Annotated in this window: 16 protein-coding genes; 13 read left to right on the plus strand and 3 right to left on the minus strand. The window is 55.8% G+C overall.

Annotated features, from left to right (window positions below; all coding sequences use genetic code 11):
• Positions 1-255: 255 nt before the first annotated feature.
• The 12 genes from tilS to rpoS all read left to right on the plus strand — a co-directional run bounded on the left by tilS (position 256) and on the right by rpoS (position 12,508).
• Complete coding sequence (tilS, locus tag ACXAG1_RS15080; RefSeq protein ID WP_475120157.1) at positions 256-1,557, plus strand: tRNA lysidine(34) synthetase TilS; 1,302 nt, start codon at positions 256-258, stop codon at positions 1,555-1,557.
• A 124-nt stretch (positions 1,558-1,681) separates the two neighbouring features.
• Positions 1,682-3,310: a CTP synthase gene (locus ACXAG1_RS15085; protein WP_475093476.1), complete on the plus strand. Its 1,629-nt coding sequence runs from the start codon at positions 1,682-1,684 to the stop codon at positions 3,308-3,310.
• A gap of 20 nt (positions 3,311-3,330) precedes the next feature.
• A complete protein-coding gene (gene kdsA, locus ACXAG1_RS15090) occupies positions 3,331-4,176 on the plus strand; it encodes a 3-deoxy-8-phosphooctulonate synthase (protein ID WP_475093475.1) in 846 nt (281 codons plus the stop codon).
• Between the two features lie 96 nt (positions 4,177-4,272).
• A complete protein-coding gene (gene eno, locus ACXAG1_RS15095) occupies positions 4,273-5,559 on the plus strand; it encodes a phosphopyruvate hydratase (RefSeq protein WP_475093474.1) in 1,287 nt (428 codons plus the stop codon).
• 230 nt (positions 5,560-5,789) lie between these two features.
• A complete protein-coding gene (locus ACXAG1_RS15100; protein ID WP_475093473.1) occupies positions 5,790-6,104 on the plus strand; it encodes a septum formation initiator family protein in 315 nt (104 codons plus the stop codon).
• Complete coding sequence (ispD, locus tag ACXAG1_RS15105; RefSeq protein ID WP_475093472.1) at positions 6,101-6,856, plus strand: 2-C-methyl-D-erythritol 4-phosphate cytidylyltransferase; 756 nt, start codon at positions 6,101-6,103, stop codon at positions 6,854-6,856. Before ACXAG1_RS15100 ends, ispD begins: the two co-directional genes overlap by 4 nt.
• Positions 6,853-7,335, plus strand: a complete 483-nt coding sequence (gene ispF, locus ACXAG1_RS15110) for a 2-C-methyl-D-erythritol 2,4-cyclodiphosphate synthase (RefSeq protein WP_475093471.1) — start codon at positions 6,853-6,855, stop codon at positions 7,333-7,335. The genes ispD and ispF overlap by 4 nt, the downstream gene beginning before the upstream one ends.
• Positions 7,332-8,333, plus strand: coding sequence for a tRNA pseudouridine(13) synthase TruD (gene truD, locus ACXAG1_RS15115; protein WP_475093470.1), 1,002 nt, complete (start codon positions 7,332-7,334; stop codon positions 8,331-8,333). The genes ispF and truD overlap by 4 nt, the downstream gene beginning before the upstream one ends.
• 117 nt (positions 8,334-8,450) lie before the next feature.
• Positions 8,451-9,122 carry a protein-L-isoaspartate(D-aspartate) O-methyltransferase gene (locus ACXAG1_RS15120; RefSeq protein WP_231756863.1) on the plus strand — a complete coding sequence of 224 codons (672 nt, stop codon included), beginning with the start codon at positions 8,451-8,453 and terminating at the stop codon, positions 9,120-9,122.
• A complete protein-coding gene (locus ACXAG1_RS15125; protein ID WP_475120158.1) occupies positions 9,122-10,123 on the plus strand; it encodes a DUF368 domain-containing protein in 1,002 nt (333 codons plus the stop codon). The genes ACXAG1_RS15120 and ACXAG1_RS15125 overlap by 1 nt, the downstream gene beginning before the upstream one ends.
• Positions 10,124-10,863: 740 nt before the next feature.
• A complete protein-coding gene (locus ACXAG1_RS15130; protein WP_475120159.1) occupies positions 10,864-11,166 on the plus strand; it encodes a peptidoglycan DD-metalloendopeptidase family protein in 303 nt (100 codons plus the stop codon).
• A 274-nt stretch (positions 11,167-11,440) separates the two neighbouring features.
• Positions 11,441-12,508, plus strand: coding sequence for an RNA polymerase sigma factor RpoS (gene rpoS, locus ACXAG1_RS15135; RefSeq protein ID WP_475093467.1), 1,068 nt, complete (start codon positions 11,441-11,443; stop codon positions 12,506-12,508).
• A gap of 107 nt (positions 12,509-12,615) precedes the next feature.
• On the opposite strand, the gene ACXAG1_RS15140 is transcribed toward rpoS, so the two are convergent.
• The 3 genes from ACXAG1_RS15140 to ACXAG1_RS15150 all read right to left on the minus strand — a co-directional run bounded on the left by ACXAG1_RS15140 (position 12,616) and on the right by ACXAG1_RS15150 (position 16,568).
• Positions 12,616-12,960 carry a YdbL family probable chaperone protein gene (locus ACXAG1_RS15140; protein ID WP_475120160.1) on the minus strand — a complete coding sequence of 115 codons (345 nt, stop codon included), beginning with the start codon at positions 12,958-12,960 and terminating at the stop codon, positions 12,616-12,618.
• A 52-nt stretch (positions 12,961-13,012) separates the two neighbouring features.
• Positions 13,013-13,210 carry a YnbE family lipoprotein gene (locus tag ACXAG1_RS15145; RefSeq protein ID WP_475120161.1) on the minus strand — a complete coding sequence of 66 codons (198 nt, stop codon included), beginning with the start codon at positions 13,208-13,210 and terminating at the stop codon, positions 13,013-13,015.
• A gap of 205 nt (positions 13,211-13,415) precedes the next feature.
• Positions 13,416-16,568 carry an intermembrane phospholipid transport protein YdbH family protein gene (locus ACXAG1_RS15150; protein ID WP_475120162.1) on the minus strand — a complete coding sequence of 1,051 codons (3,153 nt, stop codon included), beginning with the start codon at positions 16,566-16,568 and terminating at the stop codon, positions 13,416-13,418.
• 83 nt (positions 16,569-16,651) lie between these two features.
• On the opposite strand from ACXAG1_RS15150, the gene ggt reads away from it, so the two are divergent.
• Positions 16,652-18,415 carry a gamma-glutamyltransferase gene (gene ggt / locus ACXAG1_RS15155; RefSeq protein ID WP_475093463.1) on the plus strand — a complete coding sequence of 588 codons (1,764 nt, stop codon included), beginning with the start codon at positions 16,652-16,654 and terminating at the stop codon, positions 18,413-18,415.
• Positions 18,416-18,448 lie beyond the last annotated feature (33 nt).

The raw sequence follows: 18,448 nt of genomic DNA on the forward strand, positions 1-18,448 counted from the left end.
TTTCTCTTGGTGTTCTCTCGGTATTGTCGATCTCGATTTAGCCGGTTGATTGGCTGTGCCCGGGAACGCTGGACACATGCTGGTGACGTGTGAATAACGTGGCTCGGGCCGCCCGCGGTACCGGTTTTGTGCACCAGATCTCTGATTGGTCGCCTGCGGTATCTTTTCCTGGCAGTACTGGCGGTGCCAGACGGGTGCGGGCAAGGTGTGGTTTGGCTGGGTATAATTGCCGCAAATCTCGTCTGGAATCCTTGAGTGACACCGCCCTCTGAGCGATTGAACGACCTGCTGAACCGCTCCCTGAAGCGATATCCCGCTTCGGGGCAGTTGTGGCTGGGATATTCCGGTGGCCTGGATTCGTCCGTATTGCTGCACCTGCTGGCAGGAGCACAGGTGCCGGTGACGGCGGTGTACATTCATCACGGCCTGAGTCCGGAGGCGGGTGCCTGGCAAAATCATTGCCAGGCTGTGGCGGCCCAACTGGGGGTGCCATTTGTTGCCCACCATGTGGAGGTGGATCACGGAGACGGTGGGCTGGAGCAGGGTGCACGGAATGCCCGCTACCGCGCATTTGACCAGTTGATGGGCGCGGGTGATCAGCTTTTGCTGGCACACCACAGTGATGATCAAGCGGAAACTTTTTTATTGCGCCTGTTGCGCGGCGCCGGGGTGCGGGGGCTGGGTGCCATGCCGGAATACCGTGTCTTTGGTGACCGGTCGACGGAGAAGAGCCTATTGCGGCCACTACTGAAGGCGACGCGATCGGAACTGGAATCTTACGCCCGCGCGCACGAGCTGACCTGGATCGAGGACGAGAGTAATACAGACCTCGCAATCGACCGAAATTACCTTCGAAACCGGGTGCTTCCCTTTATTAATGAACGCTGGCCCGTTCAGGCCCGTGTGGCGCAGGCGTCGGAACACCTGCGCGAGGCCGCAGATCTCTTACAGGACCTGGCAAATGAGGATTTGCAGCGGGGTGGATACCGCCAGGAGCCATTTGGTCACAGTGTCGACCTGGTTAGCTTCTCTTCACTCACCGAGGTGCGTCGCAAGAACCTGTTGCGGGGCTGGCTGGCACTGCTGGGATCCAGAATGCCGGAAGCCTTGCACCTGGTTCAGGCACTGCAACAGGTTGGGGCGGTCGATGATGCCGCTCCAGAAGTTGTGCTTGGTGAATGGGTACTGCGCCGCTATCGCGATCGCCTGTTTCTCACACCACAATTGCAACCTTTCCGTGGTACTGATGGGGGCGAGATCACGTGGGATGGATCTGGCGAGCTGAACTTGCCGGGGAGCTGGAGCTTGCTGCCAAGCCCGGGCTGGCCAGTGGCAGACTATCGGGTTCGTTTCCGGGTAGGTGGCGAAAGGGCCAAACCGCGAGAACGCCATCACTCCCAGACCCTGAAAAAGCTGCTGCAGGAGTATGGCCTTCCTCCGTGGCTGCGAGATCGGGTGCCGCTGGTCTATCGGGGCGAGACCCTGGTGTCCGTGGGCGATCTTTTCGCCACGGGGGAAGGGCCGCCGCAACCGCCAATCTGGCGGTTTTTAGATTGAGCAGAAACGGCCTTTCTGGTAGTCTGGCGTCCCATCTCAAAGGCACCGGGTTGCGCGAGCTGCGCCCCCAGAGCCAGTCCCGCACGCCCGTACCCGTCGGGCATTCAACTGACCAAGGTTTTGCATGACGCGCTATATATTTGTCACTGGCGGCGTGGTTTCCTCATTGGGGAAAGGTATCGCCTCCGCTTCTCTGGCTGCTATTCTCGAAGCCCGTGGCCTCAAGGTCACCATCCTGAAGCTAGACCCTTATATCAACGTTGACCCGGGCACCATGAGCCCCTTCCAGCACGGCGAGGTCTATGTGACCGAAGATGGCGCCGAGACGGATCTGGATCTGGGGCACTACGAGCGCTTCATTCGCACGCGCATGTCCAAGCGCAACAACTTCACCACCGGCCGTGTGTACGAAACCGTACTGCGCAAAGAGCGCCGTGGTGACTACCTGGGTGGCACCGTACAGGTGATCCCGCACATCACCGACGAGATCAAGCGCCGCGTGATCGAAGGCGGCCGCGATGTGGATGTCGCCATTGTCGAGATCGGCGGTACCGTGGGTGATATCGAATCCCAGCCATTCCTGGAATCTGTGCGCCAGCTGCGTGTGGAAATGGGCACCAACCGCGCGCTGCTGATGCATCTGAGCTACGTGCCCTACATCGCCACCGCTGGTGAAACCAAAACCAAACCCACCCAGCACTCGGTAAAAGAGCTCCGCTCTATCGGCCTGCAGCCGGATATCCTGCTGTGCCGCTCCGAGCGCGCCATCGACGACGACTCCCGCCGCAAAATCGCCCTGTTCACCAATGTGGAAGAGCGCGCGGTAGTGCCATTGCCCGACGCCAAGACCATTTACGGCGTGCCGCGCATGCTGCACGAATACGGTCTGGATGAGATTGTGGTGGAAAAACTCCAGCTGGAAACCGATGCCCCGGATCTGTCCGAGTGGGACGAAGTGGTGGATGGAAAACTGAATCCGCAGCACGAAATCAAGATTGCCATGGTCGGCAAATACATGGAGCTGCTGGACGCCTACAAATCCCTGATCGAATCCCTGGTGCATGCAGGGATTAAAAATCGCACCAAGGTCAACATCGACTTTATCAACGCGGAAGATGTAGAGGGCGAGAACGGCCTCGATCTGATCAAGGGTGCCGACGCGATTCTGGTGCCGGGCGGCTTTGGCGAGCGCGGCCTGGAAGGCAAGCTGGAATCTGTGCGCTACGCCCGTGAAAACAATGTGCCCTTCCTCGGCATCTGTCTCGGCCTGCAGTCTGTGGTGATCGAATACGCGCGCAATGTGCTGAACCTGGAAGGCGCCAACAGCACCGAGTTCGACGCCAAGAGCCCGCACCCGGTAATCGGCCTGATCACCGAGTGGATCGACGCTGAAGGCAAAGTCGAGAAGCGCGATGAGAAATCCGACCTCGGCGGTACCATGCGCCTCGGTGGCCAGGAGTGTCGCCTGGCGAAAGATTCCAAAGCCCGCGATATTTACGGCAAAGACGTGATTGTCGAGCGTCACCGTCACCGCTACGAAGTCAACAACAACTACGTCGACCGTTTGCAGAAAGCCGGCCTGAAAATCGGTGGCTGGTCCGCGGATGACACCCTGGTGGAAATGGTTGAACTGCCGGAGCACAACTGGTTTGTAGCCTGTCAGTTCCACCCGGAGTTCACCTCCACCCCCCGCGACGGCCATCCGTTGTTTGAAAGCTTTGTTGCCGCTGCGCTCAAGCACAAGCGGGCCTAAGGAAGCAGGCTGAATACAATATGAAGACAATTGCTGTGGGCAACCTGCAGGTTGCCAACGACAAACCGTTCACCCTCTTCGGTGGCATGAACGTTCTGGAATCCCGCGATATGGCCATGAAAGTGGCCGAGCACTACGTCAATGTGACGGACAAGCTGGGTATTCCTTACGTTTTCAAAGCCTCTTTTGACAAGGCCAACCGCTCCTCCATTCACAGCTACCGTGGTCCGGGGATGGAAGAGGGGCTGAAGGTTTTTGAAGAAATCAAAAAGACCTTCGGCGTGCCGCTGATCACCGACGTGCACGAGCCTCATCAGGCTGCACCGGTTGCGGAGGTGGTGGACGTGATTCAGCTGCCCGCGTTCCTCGCCCGCCAGACCGACCTGGTTTCTGCCATGGCCGCTACCGGTGCGGTGATCAACGTGAAAAAACCGCAGTTTATGAGCCCGCCGCAAATGAAAAATGTGGTGGAGAAGTTCGCGGAAGGTGGTAACGAAAATATTATTTTGTGCGAGCGCGGTGCCTGCTTTGGCTACGACAACCTCGTCGTCGACATGCTCGGCTTCCGCACCATGATCGATTCCACCGGTGGTGCCCCGTTGATCTTTGACGTGACCCACTCGCTGCAGATGCGCGACCCGGGTGGCGCAGCCTCTGGCGGTCGCCGTTCCCAGGTCACCGAACTGGGCCGCGCCGGCCTCGCCATCGGCATTGCCGGCCTGTTCCTGGAGTCGCACCCGAATCCGGACAAGGCCCTGTGCGATGGCCCGAGTGCCCTGCCGCTGGAAAAGCTGGAACCGTTCCTGGCGCAGATGAAAGCGGTGGACGACCTGGTGAAAAACTTCGAGCCGCTGGATACGAAGTAAAGACTGAATAACTACAAAGAGCGGCCCAGAGAAGGCGGCCGCCAACCCCAAACCTCACAGAAATAAATTCCGACTAACAAGGAGCCCGTTGTAAACATGAGCAAGATTGTTGCTGTTAAAGCTTTTGAAGTATTGGATTCTCGCGGTAACCCCACCGTAAACGCCGACGTGATTCTGGAATGCGGCGCGGTAGGTTCCGCCTGCGCACCGTCCGGCGCCTCCACCGGCTCCCGCGAAGCCCTGGAACTGCGCGACGGCGACAAAAGCCGTTACCTGGGTAAAGGCGTACTGAAGGCCGTTGAAAACATCAACGGAGAAATCGCCAGCCTGCTGGTAGGCAAAGACGCCACCGACCAGCGCGCCCTCGACCAGATCATGATCGACGCCGACGGCACCGACAACAAAGCCAAACTGGGTGCCAACGCCATCCTCGCCGTCTCCCTGGCTGCTGCCAAAGCTGCTGCCATCTCCAAGGGCATCCCACTGTATCAGCACATTGCGGAAATCAACGGCACCGCCGGCGAATACACCCTGCCGGTACCGATGATGAACATCATCAATGGTGGTGAGCACGCCGACAACAACGTCGATATCCAGGAGTTCATGATCCAGCCGGTGAAAGCCAAAACCTTCGCCGAAGCCCTGCGCCAGGGTGCTGAAATCTTCCACGCCCTGAAAAAAGTACTGTCTTCCCAAGGCCTGAACACCGCCGTCGGTGACGAAGGTGGCTTCGCCCCCAATCTGCCGTCCAACGAAGGTGCACTGAAAGTCATCGCCGAAGCCGTTGAAGCCGCAGGCTACAAACTGGGCGACGACATCACCCTGGCCCTGGACTGCGCGTCCTCCGAATTCTACAAAGACGGCAAGTACAACCTGTCTGGCGAAGGCAAAGAATTCGACAGCGAAGGCTTTGCTTCCTACCTGCAGCAACTGTCCGAAAACTACCCGATCATCTCTATCGAAGACGGCATGGACGAAAGCGACTGGGACGGCTGGAAAATCCTCACCGACAAAATCGGCGAGAAAGTACAGCTGGTGGGCGACGACCTGTTCGTAACCAACACCAAGATCCTCAAAGAAGGCATCGAAAAAGGCGTGGGCAACTCCATCCTGATCAAGTTCAACCAGATCGGCTCCCTGAGCGAAACCCTGGACGCGATCAAAATGGCCAAAGACGCCGGCTTCACCGCGGTTATCTCTCACCGCTCCGGTGAAACCGAAGACACCACCATCGCCGACCTGGCCGTTGCCACCGCTGCTGGTCAGATCAAAACCGGCTCCCTGTGCCGTTCCGACCGCGTAGCCAAGTACAACCGCCTACTGCGCATCGAAGCCGAGCTGGAAGGCAAGGCGCCTTACCGCGGCATCGCTGAGTTCAAGTAATTCAGTTAGCCCGGTAAACTGGCTAGAAGTCGTATCGGAGCTCTAACACTGAACTTCGATGCGAAGGCACTGATGCCGATGCCCCTTCTCGGGACCTTCTGCGACAGGGACGTCGCGGAAGAGCCCCCACGGATGGGTTCACGGCGTGTCCCGGGAAGGGGCATCGGCAGCAGGGCCGCCACGAAAGGTCATTCGTGCGAACCCCGAAAGCCAGATAGAGAACAAAACAAATGAAATGGCTGCTGGTAATCCTCACCGTAATGCTGCTGGTCACCCAATATCGATTATGGGTGGGCGAGGGCAGTTTTGCCGATGTGACCAGACTTGAACGCCAGCTCGAAGACCAGCAGCAAAAAAACGCTGCACTGGAGCGGGAAAACCGCCACCTCCTGCGGGAAGTCCGCAGCTTGAAAGAAGGCACCGACGGCGTCGAAGCCAAAGCCCGCTATGATCTCGGCCTTATCAAAGAAGGCGAAACCCTGTTTATTTTTCTCGACCAGGATAAGCACAAAAATCCTGCGCAGTCACAACGGGAAAAAGAATGACCACCGCCAGTAACCCAGTTGAATCAAATTACTGGGTCATCGTCCCCGCAGCCGGTTCCGGCAAACGTATGGGCGCCGAAAAGCCCAAACAATACCTGCCATTAAACGGCAAACCCCTCATTGCCCACACCCTGGAAAATATCCTCCAATGGCCGGGCATGAAAGGCATCGTCGTCGCCATCGCCGCCGACGACACAGAATTCAAAACACTGAACTGCGCACAAGACCCAAGAATCCACACCGTCACCGGCGGCGCCGAACGCGCAGACTCGGTACTCGCCGCCCTTAAATTTCTGAGCGAGCGTGAACCCGCGGAAACCCCCGTATTAGTCCACGACGCCGCCAGACCGTTAGTAAGCACTGACGATATTCAGCAACTTCTCGCCGCGTCCCCCATGGCCCTGCTCGCGCAACCCGCCAGCGATACGGTTAAGCAGGGCGCGCAATGCGAAGGAAAGAGCACCGTCCAGCAAACCCTGCCCAGAGAGAAAATCTGGCTCGCGCAGACACCACAAAAAGCGCCGTTAGGCATTTTGCTGCAAGCCCTGCAGCGTGGCCTGCAGGAAAACCCCAGCGCCATCACCGACGAAGCCAGCGCACTGGAACTGGCAGGCCACACCCCCGAACTGGTAGCCGCCTGCCGCAGCAATTTTAAAGTTACCCATCCCGCCGACCTGATTCTGGCGGAGGCCCTGTTAAAGCACCGACTTCGGGACAGGGCCACTGAATCCACCTCTGGAAACACACTATGAGCCTCAGAATTGGCCAGGGCATCGACGTACACGCCTTCGGCCCCGGCGATCACGTCGTCCTCGGCGGCGTCACCATCCCCCATGAGAAGGGCCTCGTAGCCCACTCCGACGGTGATGTCCTGTTACACGCTCTCGCAGACGCATTGCTCGGTGCCCTGGCGTTGGGCGATATCGGCAAACATTTTCCGGATACTGACGAAGCCTACTCTGGTGCCGACAGCCGCGTGCTGTTGCGCCACGTGGTCAACCTGATCCACGAGAAGGGGTATCGGCTCGTCAACGCCGACGCCACCCTGATTGCCCAGGCCCCGAAAATGGCCCCCCATATCGACGCCATGCGCACAAGAATCGCGGAAGATTGTCAGGTGAGCGCCGACGCCATCAGTGTCAAAGCCACCACCAGCGAAAAGCTGGGTTTCACCGGTCGAAAAGAAGGTATCGCCGCGCAGGCGGTTGTATTGTTGGAAGCCTTGTCGTGACTGAATTACCACAAAGCTGGGACCTGAACTGGCCCCGCGCTCTCGGCGGCACTCCGATTCAGGCCGAATTCCGCACAGAGCCAGAAGATTTCGTAGTGGACGAGCTTGCCGCCCCTGAGGCCGGCGAGGGTGAACATGTCTATCTACATATCCGCAAACGCGGCGCCAATACTGGCTTTGTCGCCCAACAGCTCGCCCAAATGGCGGGTGTGCAGAGTAACGATGTCGGATTCTTCGGTCTCAAGGATCGCCACGCGGTCACTACCCAATGGTTCAGTGTATGGCTTGCGCAAAAGCCGGAGCCAGACTGGAAGCAACTGGATAACGAGGAGTTCCAGGTACTGAATCACTTTCGCGGTGCCCGCAAACTGCGTCGCGGCGAGCACCTGGGAAACCGATTCCAGATTCGCCTGCGCAATGTCACCGGGGATACCGCGGCCGCGGAGCAGGTGTTAAATCAGGTTCCCAATGGCGTGCCCAACTATTTTGGTGAGCAGCGCTTTGGCCACAATGGCGGCAACCTGGATCTGGTAGAAAAGGCGGTCGCCGATCAGCAAACTGGCCAGCGCCGGCGCATGCCGCGCAACCAGAAGGCCTTTGCATTGTCTGCAGCACGCAGTTGGCTGTTCAATCAGGTGCTGGCGGCCAGAATCGGGCAGGGCAACTGGCTCGATTCCATTGATGGTGAGCCGGAGGCTGAACCCAGTGGCCCGCTGTGGGGGCGGGGACGAAATACAGCCGCCGGTGAGCAGTTGGCACTGGAAGAGGGCGCCATGTTTCCCTGGAAGCCGTGGCAGGATTGGTTGGAACACGGCGGACTAAGCCAGGAACGGCGCTCGCTGGTGCTCGTGCCTCAGGGATTCACGTGGGAATGGCAGCAGCAGGAGGGGCGCAAGGATCTGGTTCTCTCCTTCGCGCTACCGCCTGGCACCTTTGCCACCGCTCTTCTGCGGGAACTGGCGGATCTGGCCAATCAAGTAGCCGTGGCCATAAAATAAAACACAGTTTAACGACAACAAAAGTGACCGGGTCTGGCTTGCCATTCACCAGTCAATCGCCGGAAAAAGCAGTATTTGGGGGCCGGCGATCCGCTTGTAGGGAGACTTACCGTCCTTATGGATCGATTTAGACACGAAGGCCTGGGCATGACATCCCAGCGTACCCGCAATCGCCTGATTCAGCGTCTGCGGGAAGAGGGGATCAGTAGCGAAGAAGTGCTGGATGTGATGGCATCCACACCCCGTCATCTGTTTCTGGACGAGGCCCTGGCCATACGCGCCTACGAAGATACCGCTCTACCAATCGGGTACGGGCAGACCATCTCCCAACCCTATATCGTCGCTCGTATGACCGAGTTGCTGATGAGCCGTGCGCCGTCAAGGGCGCGGGTATTGGAAGTGGGGGCCGGTTCGGGGTACCAGACCGCCATTCTCGCGCGCCTGGTGGACAAGCTCTATTCCGTGGAACGGGTTGAGCCTCTCCTGGTTAAAGCCCGCCAGCGCATGCGCGAGCTGGGAATCTTTAACGTCGAGATGCGCCTGAGTAGTGGTGGATTCGGCTGGCCGGAGCAGGGCCCGTTTGACGCCATTCTGTGCGCTGCAGCTCCGGCAACAGTTCCCGATGAGCTGCGCGAGCAACTCGCTCCCGGTGGTGTACTGGTGATGCCCGTCGGTAGTGAAAGCCAATACCTCACAATTGTTACCCGTCGGGAAGAGGGTGACCGGTACGACGTCGAAAAGGCCGAGCCTGTGCGCTTTGTTCCGTTATTGAGTGGAGTGGTGCGTTGATGCGTGAAGATGCGCAAGATATGAAACCGGGCAGCGAGACTCATCATCGCGGCTCAATTTGGCAAAGCCGCTATTGGGGTATTGGTGCGCGAGGCCTTGCGATGGGTGCTGCGGATGTTGTGCCCGGGGTTTCTGGAGGCACGATTGCCTTTATTACGGGCATCTATCAGGAGTTACTCGACAGCCTGAGCAAAATCGGTCCCCAATCGGTAGCCACACTATATAAGGAAGGAATCGCCGCGACCTGGCGGCAAATGAATGGCAGCTTCCTGCTCGCGCTGTTCGCCGGCATTCTCGTCAGTATCTTTAGCCTCGCCAAGCTGATCAGTTTTCTGCTGGAAAATTATCCCATCATGGTATGGGCGTTCTTTTTTGGTTTGATACTCGCTTCAACAGTACCCATTGCGCGCCGCGTATCGGATTGGCACTGGCCCAGTTGGGTTGCTTTGGCGCTTGGTATTGCTCTTGCGGTATTGGTCAGTGAAATGCGGCCTACTGAGATTGCTGCAACCCCCTATACCCTTTTCTTTTCCGGTGCCCTGGCGATCTGCGCCATGATTCTGCCGGGCATCTCTGGTTCTTTTATTCTGTTGATGATCGGTATCTACCCCCAGGTCATCGCTGCGGTGCACCAGCTACAGGTCAATGCGCTGGTCTGGTTCGCTGCCGGCGCTGGTTGTGGTCTCCTGTTGTTCAGTCGCCTGTTGTCATGGTTGATGCACCGATTTCCCTCCGTCACCCTGTCATTCCTTGTAGGAGTGTTACTGGGCAGCCTGAAAATCGTATGGCCCTGGAAGCTCGCAGACAGTGTCGCCGGAGGCCTCGGGAACGCTAAACTGGCGCCGACACTTTCCAATGTTTTGCCCTGGGACTTTGCTGCCGCCAGTGGGCTGCCTGCATATCTGGCCGGCAGTACCCTGGCTGCGCTTACCGCGGTGGTACTCGTGCTGTCGATCGAGTGGTTCAATCACCGCCATGTAGGAAAAGGCTTACAGGGCTAAGTGGCAATTTCTTACCGTGGGAACAGCCGCAGATTACAGGGAATTGCCACCGGACTTCGGGGTCAAAATAACGGGAAATGGGTAAAGATCGCCAATTATTCGGTGATGCGGAAAAAGGCAGATTTAATGGCCTTCAACCGGCGACGAAATATCAGTTTTCTTTAGACACTTTTTCCATAAATGCCCACCTTTGATGTAAAAAGAGAATAATGAGACGGCGCAATAATCGACAACCTGAACACTGTTTTTTCTCTCCATGCGGAAGAATTTTGCGCCTTTGTCCGTTTTTTCAGGGGGCCAAACTGCCCTTGCTTTTCGCTACTCTTTTGATCGTTTCCTGCGCCACTAACCTGGCTCCCACGTCATCTCTCAACCAGCCACCCAGCCAAAAGATTCAGCACCATACCGTGAGTAAAGGCGAGACCCTTTATTCCATTGCGTGGCGATATGGTAGAGATTTCAAGGACTTAGCGGCTATCAATCGTATCGCCGCTCCTTACAGAATTTTTCCGGGGCAACGCCTGGTTCTGACTGGGCGGGTACCTACACCACTAAGCGGGCCGCAAGACCGGCAAGTGCAAGTACCGAAAAAAGTCACGCGCAAGACTGCGGTTGTCCCTCCCAAAGCACCACCCAAGGTTATCAGGACATCGTCAATTTCGGACAGAAACAAATTTGACATAAAGTGGCAGTGGCCAGTGCGGGGGCGGATCCTTTCCCGCTACCAGGCAAACAACCCCTTGCGAAAGGGTGTTGATATCGCCGGGAAAAAGGGGGAATCTGTTCAGGCAGCAGCGGATGGCACAGTGATTTACGCCGGAAGCGCACTGAGAGGTTACGGCAAGCTTTTGATCATCAAGCACAGCGAGGAGTTCCTCAGTGCTTACGCCCACAACGACAAGTTACTTGTTGGCGAGGGAGCGAAAATCAAAGCGGGGCAACGGATAGCGGAACTGGGTTCGAGTGGTACCGACCGCGATATGCTCCACTTCGAGATTCGCAAGAATGGTCAGCCGGAAGATCCACTGGTTTATTTACCTTGATCTCCCGAGCTTACTGTCCTGCTTGGTCGGCGCATTGAGCTCCCTGTCTTTAAGCTGTTGTGTAATAAAAATGGACTTTTATTTATAACCACTTGAGGTAGTCACCGGGATCGGCAGTAACTGCCCTGCAGTGACCCTACTCACCGATAGGTTGCCAAACGAGGGTAACGTCGGTGAGTTGCCGGGAACGGAGGCTGTCGCACAGACAGCGACCGATTCAGCGATCGCGAGTTGTCATGCGGCTGATACAGGCAAAGTACAAGGAGTTGGGGAAATGGAAGCACAACGTCACGATCACCTGGACATTGGTGCAAGAGCGGAACTATCACCCGAAGCAATGGATCAGGAAGAATCCATTAAAGAAACCAAAACAAGCCGTAGCCGGAGCAAAACGGCAAAAAAAAGCTCCGAAACGATCTCTCATAAATCATCCACGTCTACAACAGCAAAAAGCGCCTCACAGAAAACATCCACCCGTAAGCTCGAAGATTCTCACGGACAGAAGAATCTGGATGCTACTCAGCTGTATCTCAACGAAATCGGTTTTTCCCCTCTGCTGACTGCAGAAGAAGAAGTTTACTACGCACGCAAAGCGCTGCGCGGTGACGCGGCTGCGCGTAAGCGCATGATTGAAAGCAACCTGCGACTGGTTGTAAAGATCGCCCGCCGCTATGTTAGCCGTGGCCTGGCGCTGCTGGACCTGATCGAAGAGGGTAACCTCGGCCTGATTCGTGCCGTAGAAAAATTCGATCCGGAGCGTGGATTCCGCTTCTCTACATACGCCACCTGGTGGATTCGTCAGACCATCGAGCGCGCCATCATGAATCAAACGCGGACCATCCGTCTGCCCATTCATGTGGTTAAAGAGCTCAATGTATACCTGCGCGCTTCCCGAGAGTTGGCCCAGAAACTGGATCACGAGCCAACGGCAGAAGAAATTGCAAACCTGCTGGAAAAGCCGGTAGAAGATGTTGAGCGGATGCTTGGTCTGAATGAACGCGTTACTTCGGTAGACACTCCTATCGGTCCGTCGTCGGAAAAAACACTGGTAGATACTATTCCGGACCAACAGGAGTCTGACCCGGCAGAGCTGCTTCAGGACTCAGATCTGTTCGACAGCATTAACCGCTGGTTGGGTGAGCTGCCTGACAAGCAGTGTGAGGTAGTATCCCGTCGCTTCGGTCTCCGTGGTTACGAAGCCAGCACTCTTGAAGAGGTAGGACGTGAAATTGGCCTCACCCGCGAACGTGTACGTCAGATTCAGGTGGATGCACTGAAGCGGCTGCGCGAAGTCATGGAGGGGCAGGGGCTGGATGGTATGTCTCTGTTTGCCAACTTGTAACGGCTAATCTAGACCCCCCTCCATTAAAAAAACCCGCAAACCAGTTTGCGGGTTTTTTTGTTTCCAATACCAACGGATAGTGGGTAACGGGTGCTGAATCGTACGGACTATTTTTGCTTCCAGCGCCCGAGGTTGTCCTGGTAGTACTCACCTTTGGAAAGGCGTGCTTCCAGTTTCTCCGCGGCGCGGGCAGCTACTTGATTGATGTCAATATTATTGCGCTTGGCAATCGCGGCGTATTCCTGTTTGCGTTTATTGTTCACCTCCGCGACCAGTTTATCTATTTCGGGTGTGCCGCCCTGGACAACGGCGATATAACCACTGTTTGCCTCGCCAACGAGCCCCTTGGATTGGGCCTCCTTCAGTGATATGGCTAAGGCGGGCAGGGCAATCAACAGGGTCAGGCCAATCAGGCCGCTGAATAGCTTCTTCATGGATATGCTTCCGGACATGCTCTCAACTCCTTCTCTCATTCGATACAGGTGATTCTATAGCCAGCCGGCTTCAGAAAATCCCTTCCTTGTCTTCAAACAGGTCATCGAGCTCTTTATCCACTCTGACACGGATTTCATGCTCGATCTTTACGTTCAGATTTACGGTTATCGGCTCACTGGGTGCCTGAACCGCTACCGTTGGTGTACAGGCGGCCAGTGTCACACCACCAAACAGTAGCATCACACACACGGTGACCCTCTTGAACATTCCCGATTGCTTCACTGATGAACTCCTGTGTCTCTCAGGTTAAGTGTCGCCAGGCTTCTGTACCGCAATTCGGCCCGAACCGAGTCACCTGGGAGCAGTTGATGATTACTATAGATATTGCCCGATTAACCGTACCTGAACGGGTCGATAAACCGACTCAAACCGGCGCAGAATACACTCCCTGTTCGATATTCTGTACCTTGAACTATTGAACCTGGCGCTCAAGTACATCGGTGAGGTCCCGGCTCGCCTGAAGCGACCGGAGCATCGAGGGCACGTTGTTTTCGAGATTCAGGTTGATGATCAGGTCCCGGTTGGCGTCAATGGCACTACTGCGGCCTGTAAGTTTCAGGTTTAGCATCAGGTCACCACTTAACGGGTAGTTTATGGTGCCACGAATGTCGCGGTAATTGTAATCTTCCAGTGCGCCAGCCAGGAGTTTGAGTTGCGGGTTGCTGCCCAGTATGGCCGGGGAAAATGCTCCGTAGTAGCGCAAGCGGCCACCGGGAGGGCGAGACTGAACCGAGCCTCCCTCGACGGTTATGCCCTGGCTGTCACTGGTAATCGGAATTTTCGCGTCCAGCAGTCCGCTAGCGGCGAAATTGGTCGACTCCATTTCACGGGCGAGAGCGCCAATGGCCAGCCCTGTAAATTGAAGGTGTGAACGGTGTTCCTTTCCGTTGATATTCCATACCAGATTGTCGGACGTCAGCGCTCCCTCCAGCAGCTCGGCTGAAAAGTTTTGCAGCTTCAAATCGCCATTGTCGGCAAGCGATACATCGAAATTCAAATTTTTGATCGCAATCCCTGCGTCCACCTGTTCGATGGAAAGTGGGCTGGGATGCAAGGTAACCCACTGGCCATTGACGGATTTCAGCGCGATCCTGGAATCGATGCCCACGACGAAACTGCTGTCATACTGCAACGATGTATTTTTCAGCGCGATATTGATTTGGTCACTGTCGGATTTTGGCCAGTGCAGCACTCCGTCGGCCTTCACTGTGCCCCCGACCAGATCTGCGGGTATTCCTTTTATCGCCTTAGATAAGGTGTTCTGTGGGGAAAATTCGGTTTCCGGCACGGTCACTTGCAGGCTTCCTCGCCCATCGCCGACATCGTGATGCCAGCTGGCACTGATGGCCAGGGGGCCCGCAGTGACTTGGCTACTTCCAGATATCGTTTGATTCTCAAAAGAGAGCTGTCCTTTTGCCCCGAGGCTTCCTTGATATTGATTCTGGGCGCGGATGTTCAGGCTTTCACTGCTAAAGGCGGACGCGATGTGGAGTTCATGGGGATTATCCTGCTTGTGCGTCAAAGTTAGATTGTCGAAAATCACAACGCCTTCCAGCTTGTTGTCCTCTGCTTGCAGTGGGGCCAGGCTGAGTGCGATTTGTGGGACCGCGCATTTCGTTAAGCCATTGCTCCGCTCACATTTGGCCTGCTGGGTGAAAAGCTCCGGCTTTCGGACAGAAAGCTCACCCGCTGAAGCCTGATCTGCACCGAAGTTAAAGGCTTTGACCTCGATGGTGAGCGCGTCGTCCTTTGTTGAGGCAACTCGCAACTCATCCAGTGACAAACGGGCATTCTGCAATGCATTCATTGGTTCGCCCAGCTCGACATGCCCGATGTATGCCTCAGCTTTTAGCGAGCAATTTAGTAAAGGAAGCCCGGTGCAACGGACATCCGTGAGTTGACTCGCAAGCGCTGCCTGAGGTGGGGGCGAGCCTGTGAAGCGAGTTTCCTGCGCGTGCAGCGATAGTGTAGGAATGGAAAGATCGACCGACCCGGGGATTTTTAGCGCTGTAATTTTTATGGCATTTTCGCTGAGAGCCCGTATCCAGGCACTTTCCCAATGGATGGACTGAAGTGGATTCTGGCTATCCGGTAGGTCTAGGCGAAAAGTGACGGGGTTATCCAACTCTACGTCAGCGAAAAAGTTACGGATTTCCAGCTTTTCGGTCTGGGAGATCAAGCTATCCATACCAGGAAGAGAAAAGCCACCCGTAATACTTTGATCACCGTGAACGTCAGATAACGATACCTGCGCTCGAAACTTCTTCCATTTTTCCGCTTCAAGCAGGCGTGATACTTCAGCCAATCGCATCTTTGCGTCAAATTGAACCAGAGGAATTCCCTCTTTGGTGGATAGAGCAAGCCTGCCATCCACCATTGGCAGTGTGGTAGCGATGGGATTGGGCTGCGAGTAAGCTCGAAATTGCATTCCGCCATCCACCGAGGCGACGGAAAGAGGGGTTATGGAATGTAGTCGTACTTCTACGGGCTGCTCGGTTGAAATACGCACCCTACTGGGCAGACCCAGCGTTTCCTGTGGTAGTTCAAATGACAGTCCGGAAGATCTAATGGATGCTTGAATCTGGCCGAAATCACGTATCTCTGCGAACTGATCTGGCACCTCGCTGGCCAGTTGAACGGAAATGTCACCTTCCGCTACCAGTGGGTATGCGATCCAACTGGGTAGGTTCCTGCTGTATATACCGGTTTCCTGCAACAGCTCGGGCAGTCGCTCCGCGGTAACTTCAAGGTGACTGGCGACTTGCCAACGGGCCTCGCGGTTTTCAGACTCTGGCTGTTCAGCCGGGCGAAGGCTCGCGTTCAATCGCACAATGGAATCACTGCTTTTCCGCAAATCCAGTGTAAAGACTGTCGGCGCAGCGGTATTCTCAATGCGCATTTCCAGCCTGCACTCAACACATTGTGAGCTCTGAAATGTGCCGGTGATTACCCCCTTAGCCGGCTGATCTGCGGAAAATGAAAAGCGGCTCGCCGATATGTCTTGCCACTGGATATCTGCAAGCGTGAGCTTGCCCACGGGCAGCTGGCGCAGCCGGTCCAGCAACTGCCCGATCGCCAGCCCATGTCCCTCAGACAAGTCACTTACAGCAGGCTTATCCGATTCGGCTGAGCTCGTCTCTTCGTTGTTCTTTTGCACCGCTGGTGCTGGATTACCTTGATCACTTGCCGACACGTCAATCGAAGGCGCCATTCTGGTGATGGCAACCTGTTCCACATATAGCTCAGACTCAATAGGTATCACTATTGCAAGGGAGCTGAATAGTCCGCGGGCAAGGGAAACCAGATCGGTGATGCGGATTTGCTTCAGATCGACGGCGAATTGTGTGCCTGACTCAAGCCTGAGCTGATCAATATCTACACGAATTCCCTGTTCGGATCGCGACACATTCAATCCGCTAATCTCTGTCAGGTCGAACGTATCCGATTGGGCGCTCACAACCTGGGGAAGCCAAAAATGCCGGGTTGTCCAGGCGCTCGCTGCCAATATGATCAACGCGGCCAGTGAAATGGCTGCAATACTAAGGAAGCGGGAGACAAAGCGCACAAACACCTCGGTTGACCGACCTGGCTATTACGGAGAGACTTGCTCTGAGAATAACGATAGGGGCTGTAATTGTGAAATTCGAGATGACAGATTTTTTCTCCCGCTGTGTGGACGCAGTATCAGCGGCATGTCGCCGCGTCCATAATGCCGGTGTGATACAGGCTTCTGGTGCTTTTGTCGCCACCCTGGCTTTCACTGCAACTACGTACGCCTATGACCGCGTTAACGGTGAGGGGTTCGCAAGCCGCTCTCCGGTGTTGGCTACACAGGGGATGGCTGCGACCAGTCAGCCACTGGCGACTCAGGTGGCGCTGGATATCCTGAAGCAAGGGGGCAGCGCAGTCGATGCCGCCATTGCCGCCAACGCAGTACAAGGGCTGATGGAGCCTACAGGAAATGGAATTGGCGGCGATCTTTTCGCCATTGTCTGGAATGCGAAAGACAAAAAGTTGTACGGCCTGAACGCCAGCGGGCGATCGCCAAAGTCACTGCCATTCAGTTATTTTGCCGACAATAATCTGGACAAAATACCTTCTCACGGTCCCTTGCCGGTTTCCGTACCCGGTGCCGTAGACGGTTGGTTTGAACTGCACGCGAAATTCGGAAAATTGCCAATGGAGACACTGCTGGCACCGGCGATCCGCTACGCCAATGAGGGTTTTCCGGTCACCCAGCTGGTTGCCTACTATTGGAATCGCTCAGTTCCCATCTTGGAAAAATTCCCCGGATTCCGCGATACCTATATGCCTGATGGCAAAGCGCCGGCGGAGGGCGATCTGTTCCGCAATCCGCGATTGGCCAGTACGCTAGAGAAAATCTCCGAAGGTGGGCGCGACGCATTTTACAAAGGGGATATTGCGCGAGAGATTGACCGCTATATGAAACAGAATGGCGGTTTCCTTTCATATGAGGATATGGCCAGCCATACATCTGATTGGATCGAGCCCGTTTCCACGAATTATCGGGGGTACGATGTGTGGGAGCTGCCGCCAAACGGACAGGGTATCGCTGCGCTGCAGATACTGAATATTCTGGAAGGGTTTGACCTGAAGAAAATGGGGCGCACCAGCCCGGAGTATGTGCACCTGTTTGCCGAAGCAAAGAAACTGGCCTTTGAGGACCGCGCAAAATATTACGCCGACCCCGATTTCAACCGGCTTCCAGTAAAAGAGCTGATCTCCAAGTCCTATGCGGACGAGCGTCGCACACTGATCAACCCCGATAAAGCGGCAAAACGCTATGATGCAGGTAATGTAGCTTTGCGCCACGGCGATACCATCTACCTCACTACCGCGGACAAAGACGGAAACATGGTCTCCCTCATTCAGAGTAACTACCGGGGGATGGGCTCTGGGATGACGCCCGGAGAGCTCGGCTTCATCCTGCAGGACCGGGGAGAGATGTTCAGTCTGAAAGAGGGGCATTTTAATCAGTACGAGCCCGGTAAACGTCCATTTCATACAATTATTCCCGCCTTCGTTACCAAAGACGGTAAACCATGGCTGAGTTTTGGCGTTATGGGTGGCGCCACTCAGCCTCAAATGCACGCGCAGATTGTCATCAATATGGTGGACTTCGGCCTGAACGTGCAAGAGGCCGGGGATGCACCGCGAATATTGCATAGTGGTTCCAGCCAGCCCACAGATGAATTGATGGAAGATGGCGGCTACCTCAGCCTGGAAGACGGCTTTCCAATGGAGACTCGGCGCAAGTTGGTGCAAATGGGCCACCAAATTCGCTTTGAAAGTGGCCCCTACGGCGGATACCAGGGAATTTTGAAGGCGGGTAATGGTGTATATCATGGCGCGTCGGAGAGTCGTAAAGACGGCCATGCAGCTGGCTATTAATCCCCTGGCCTAATTGAGCGCACAAAACACTAA

The sequence above is a fragment of the Microbulbifer sp. ABE4_465 genome, assembly GCF_056160765.1.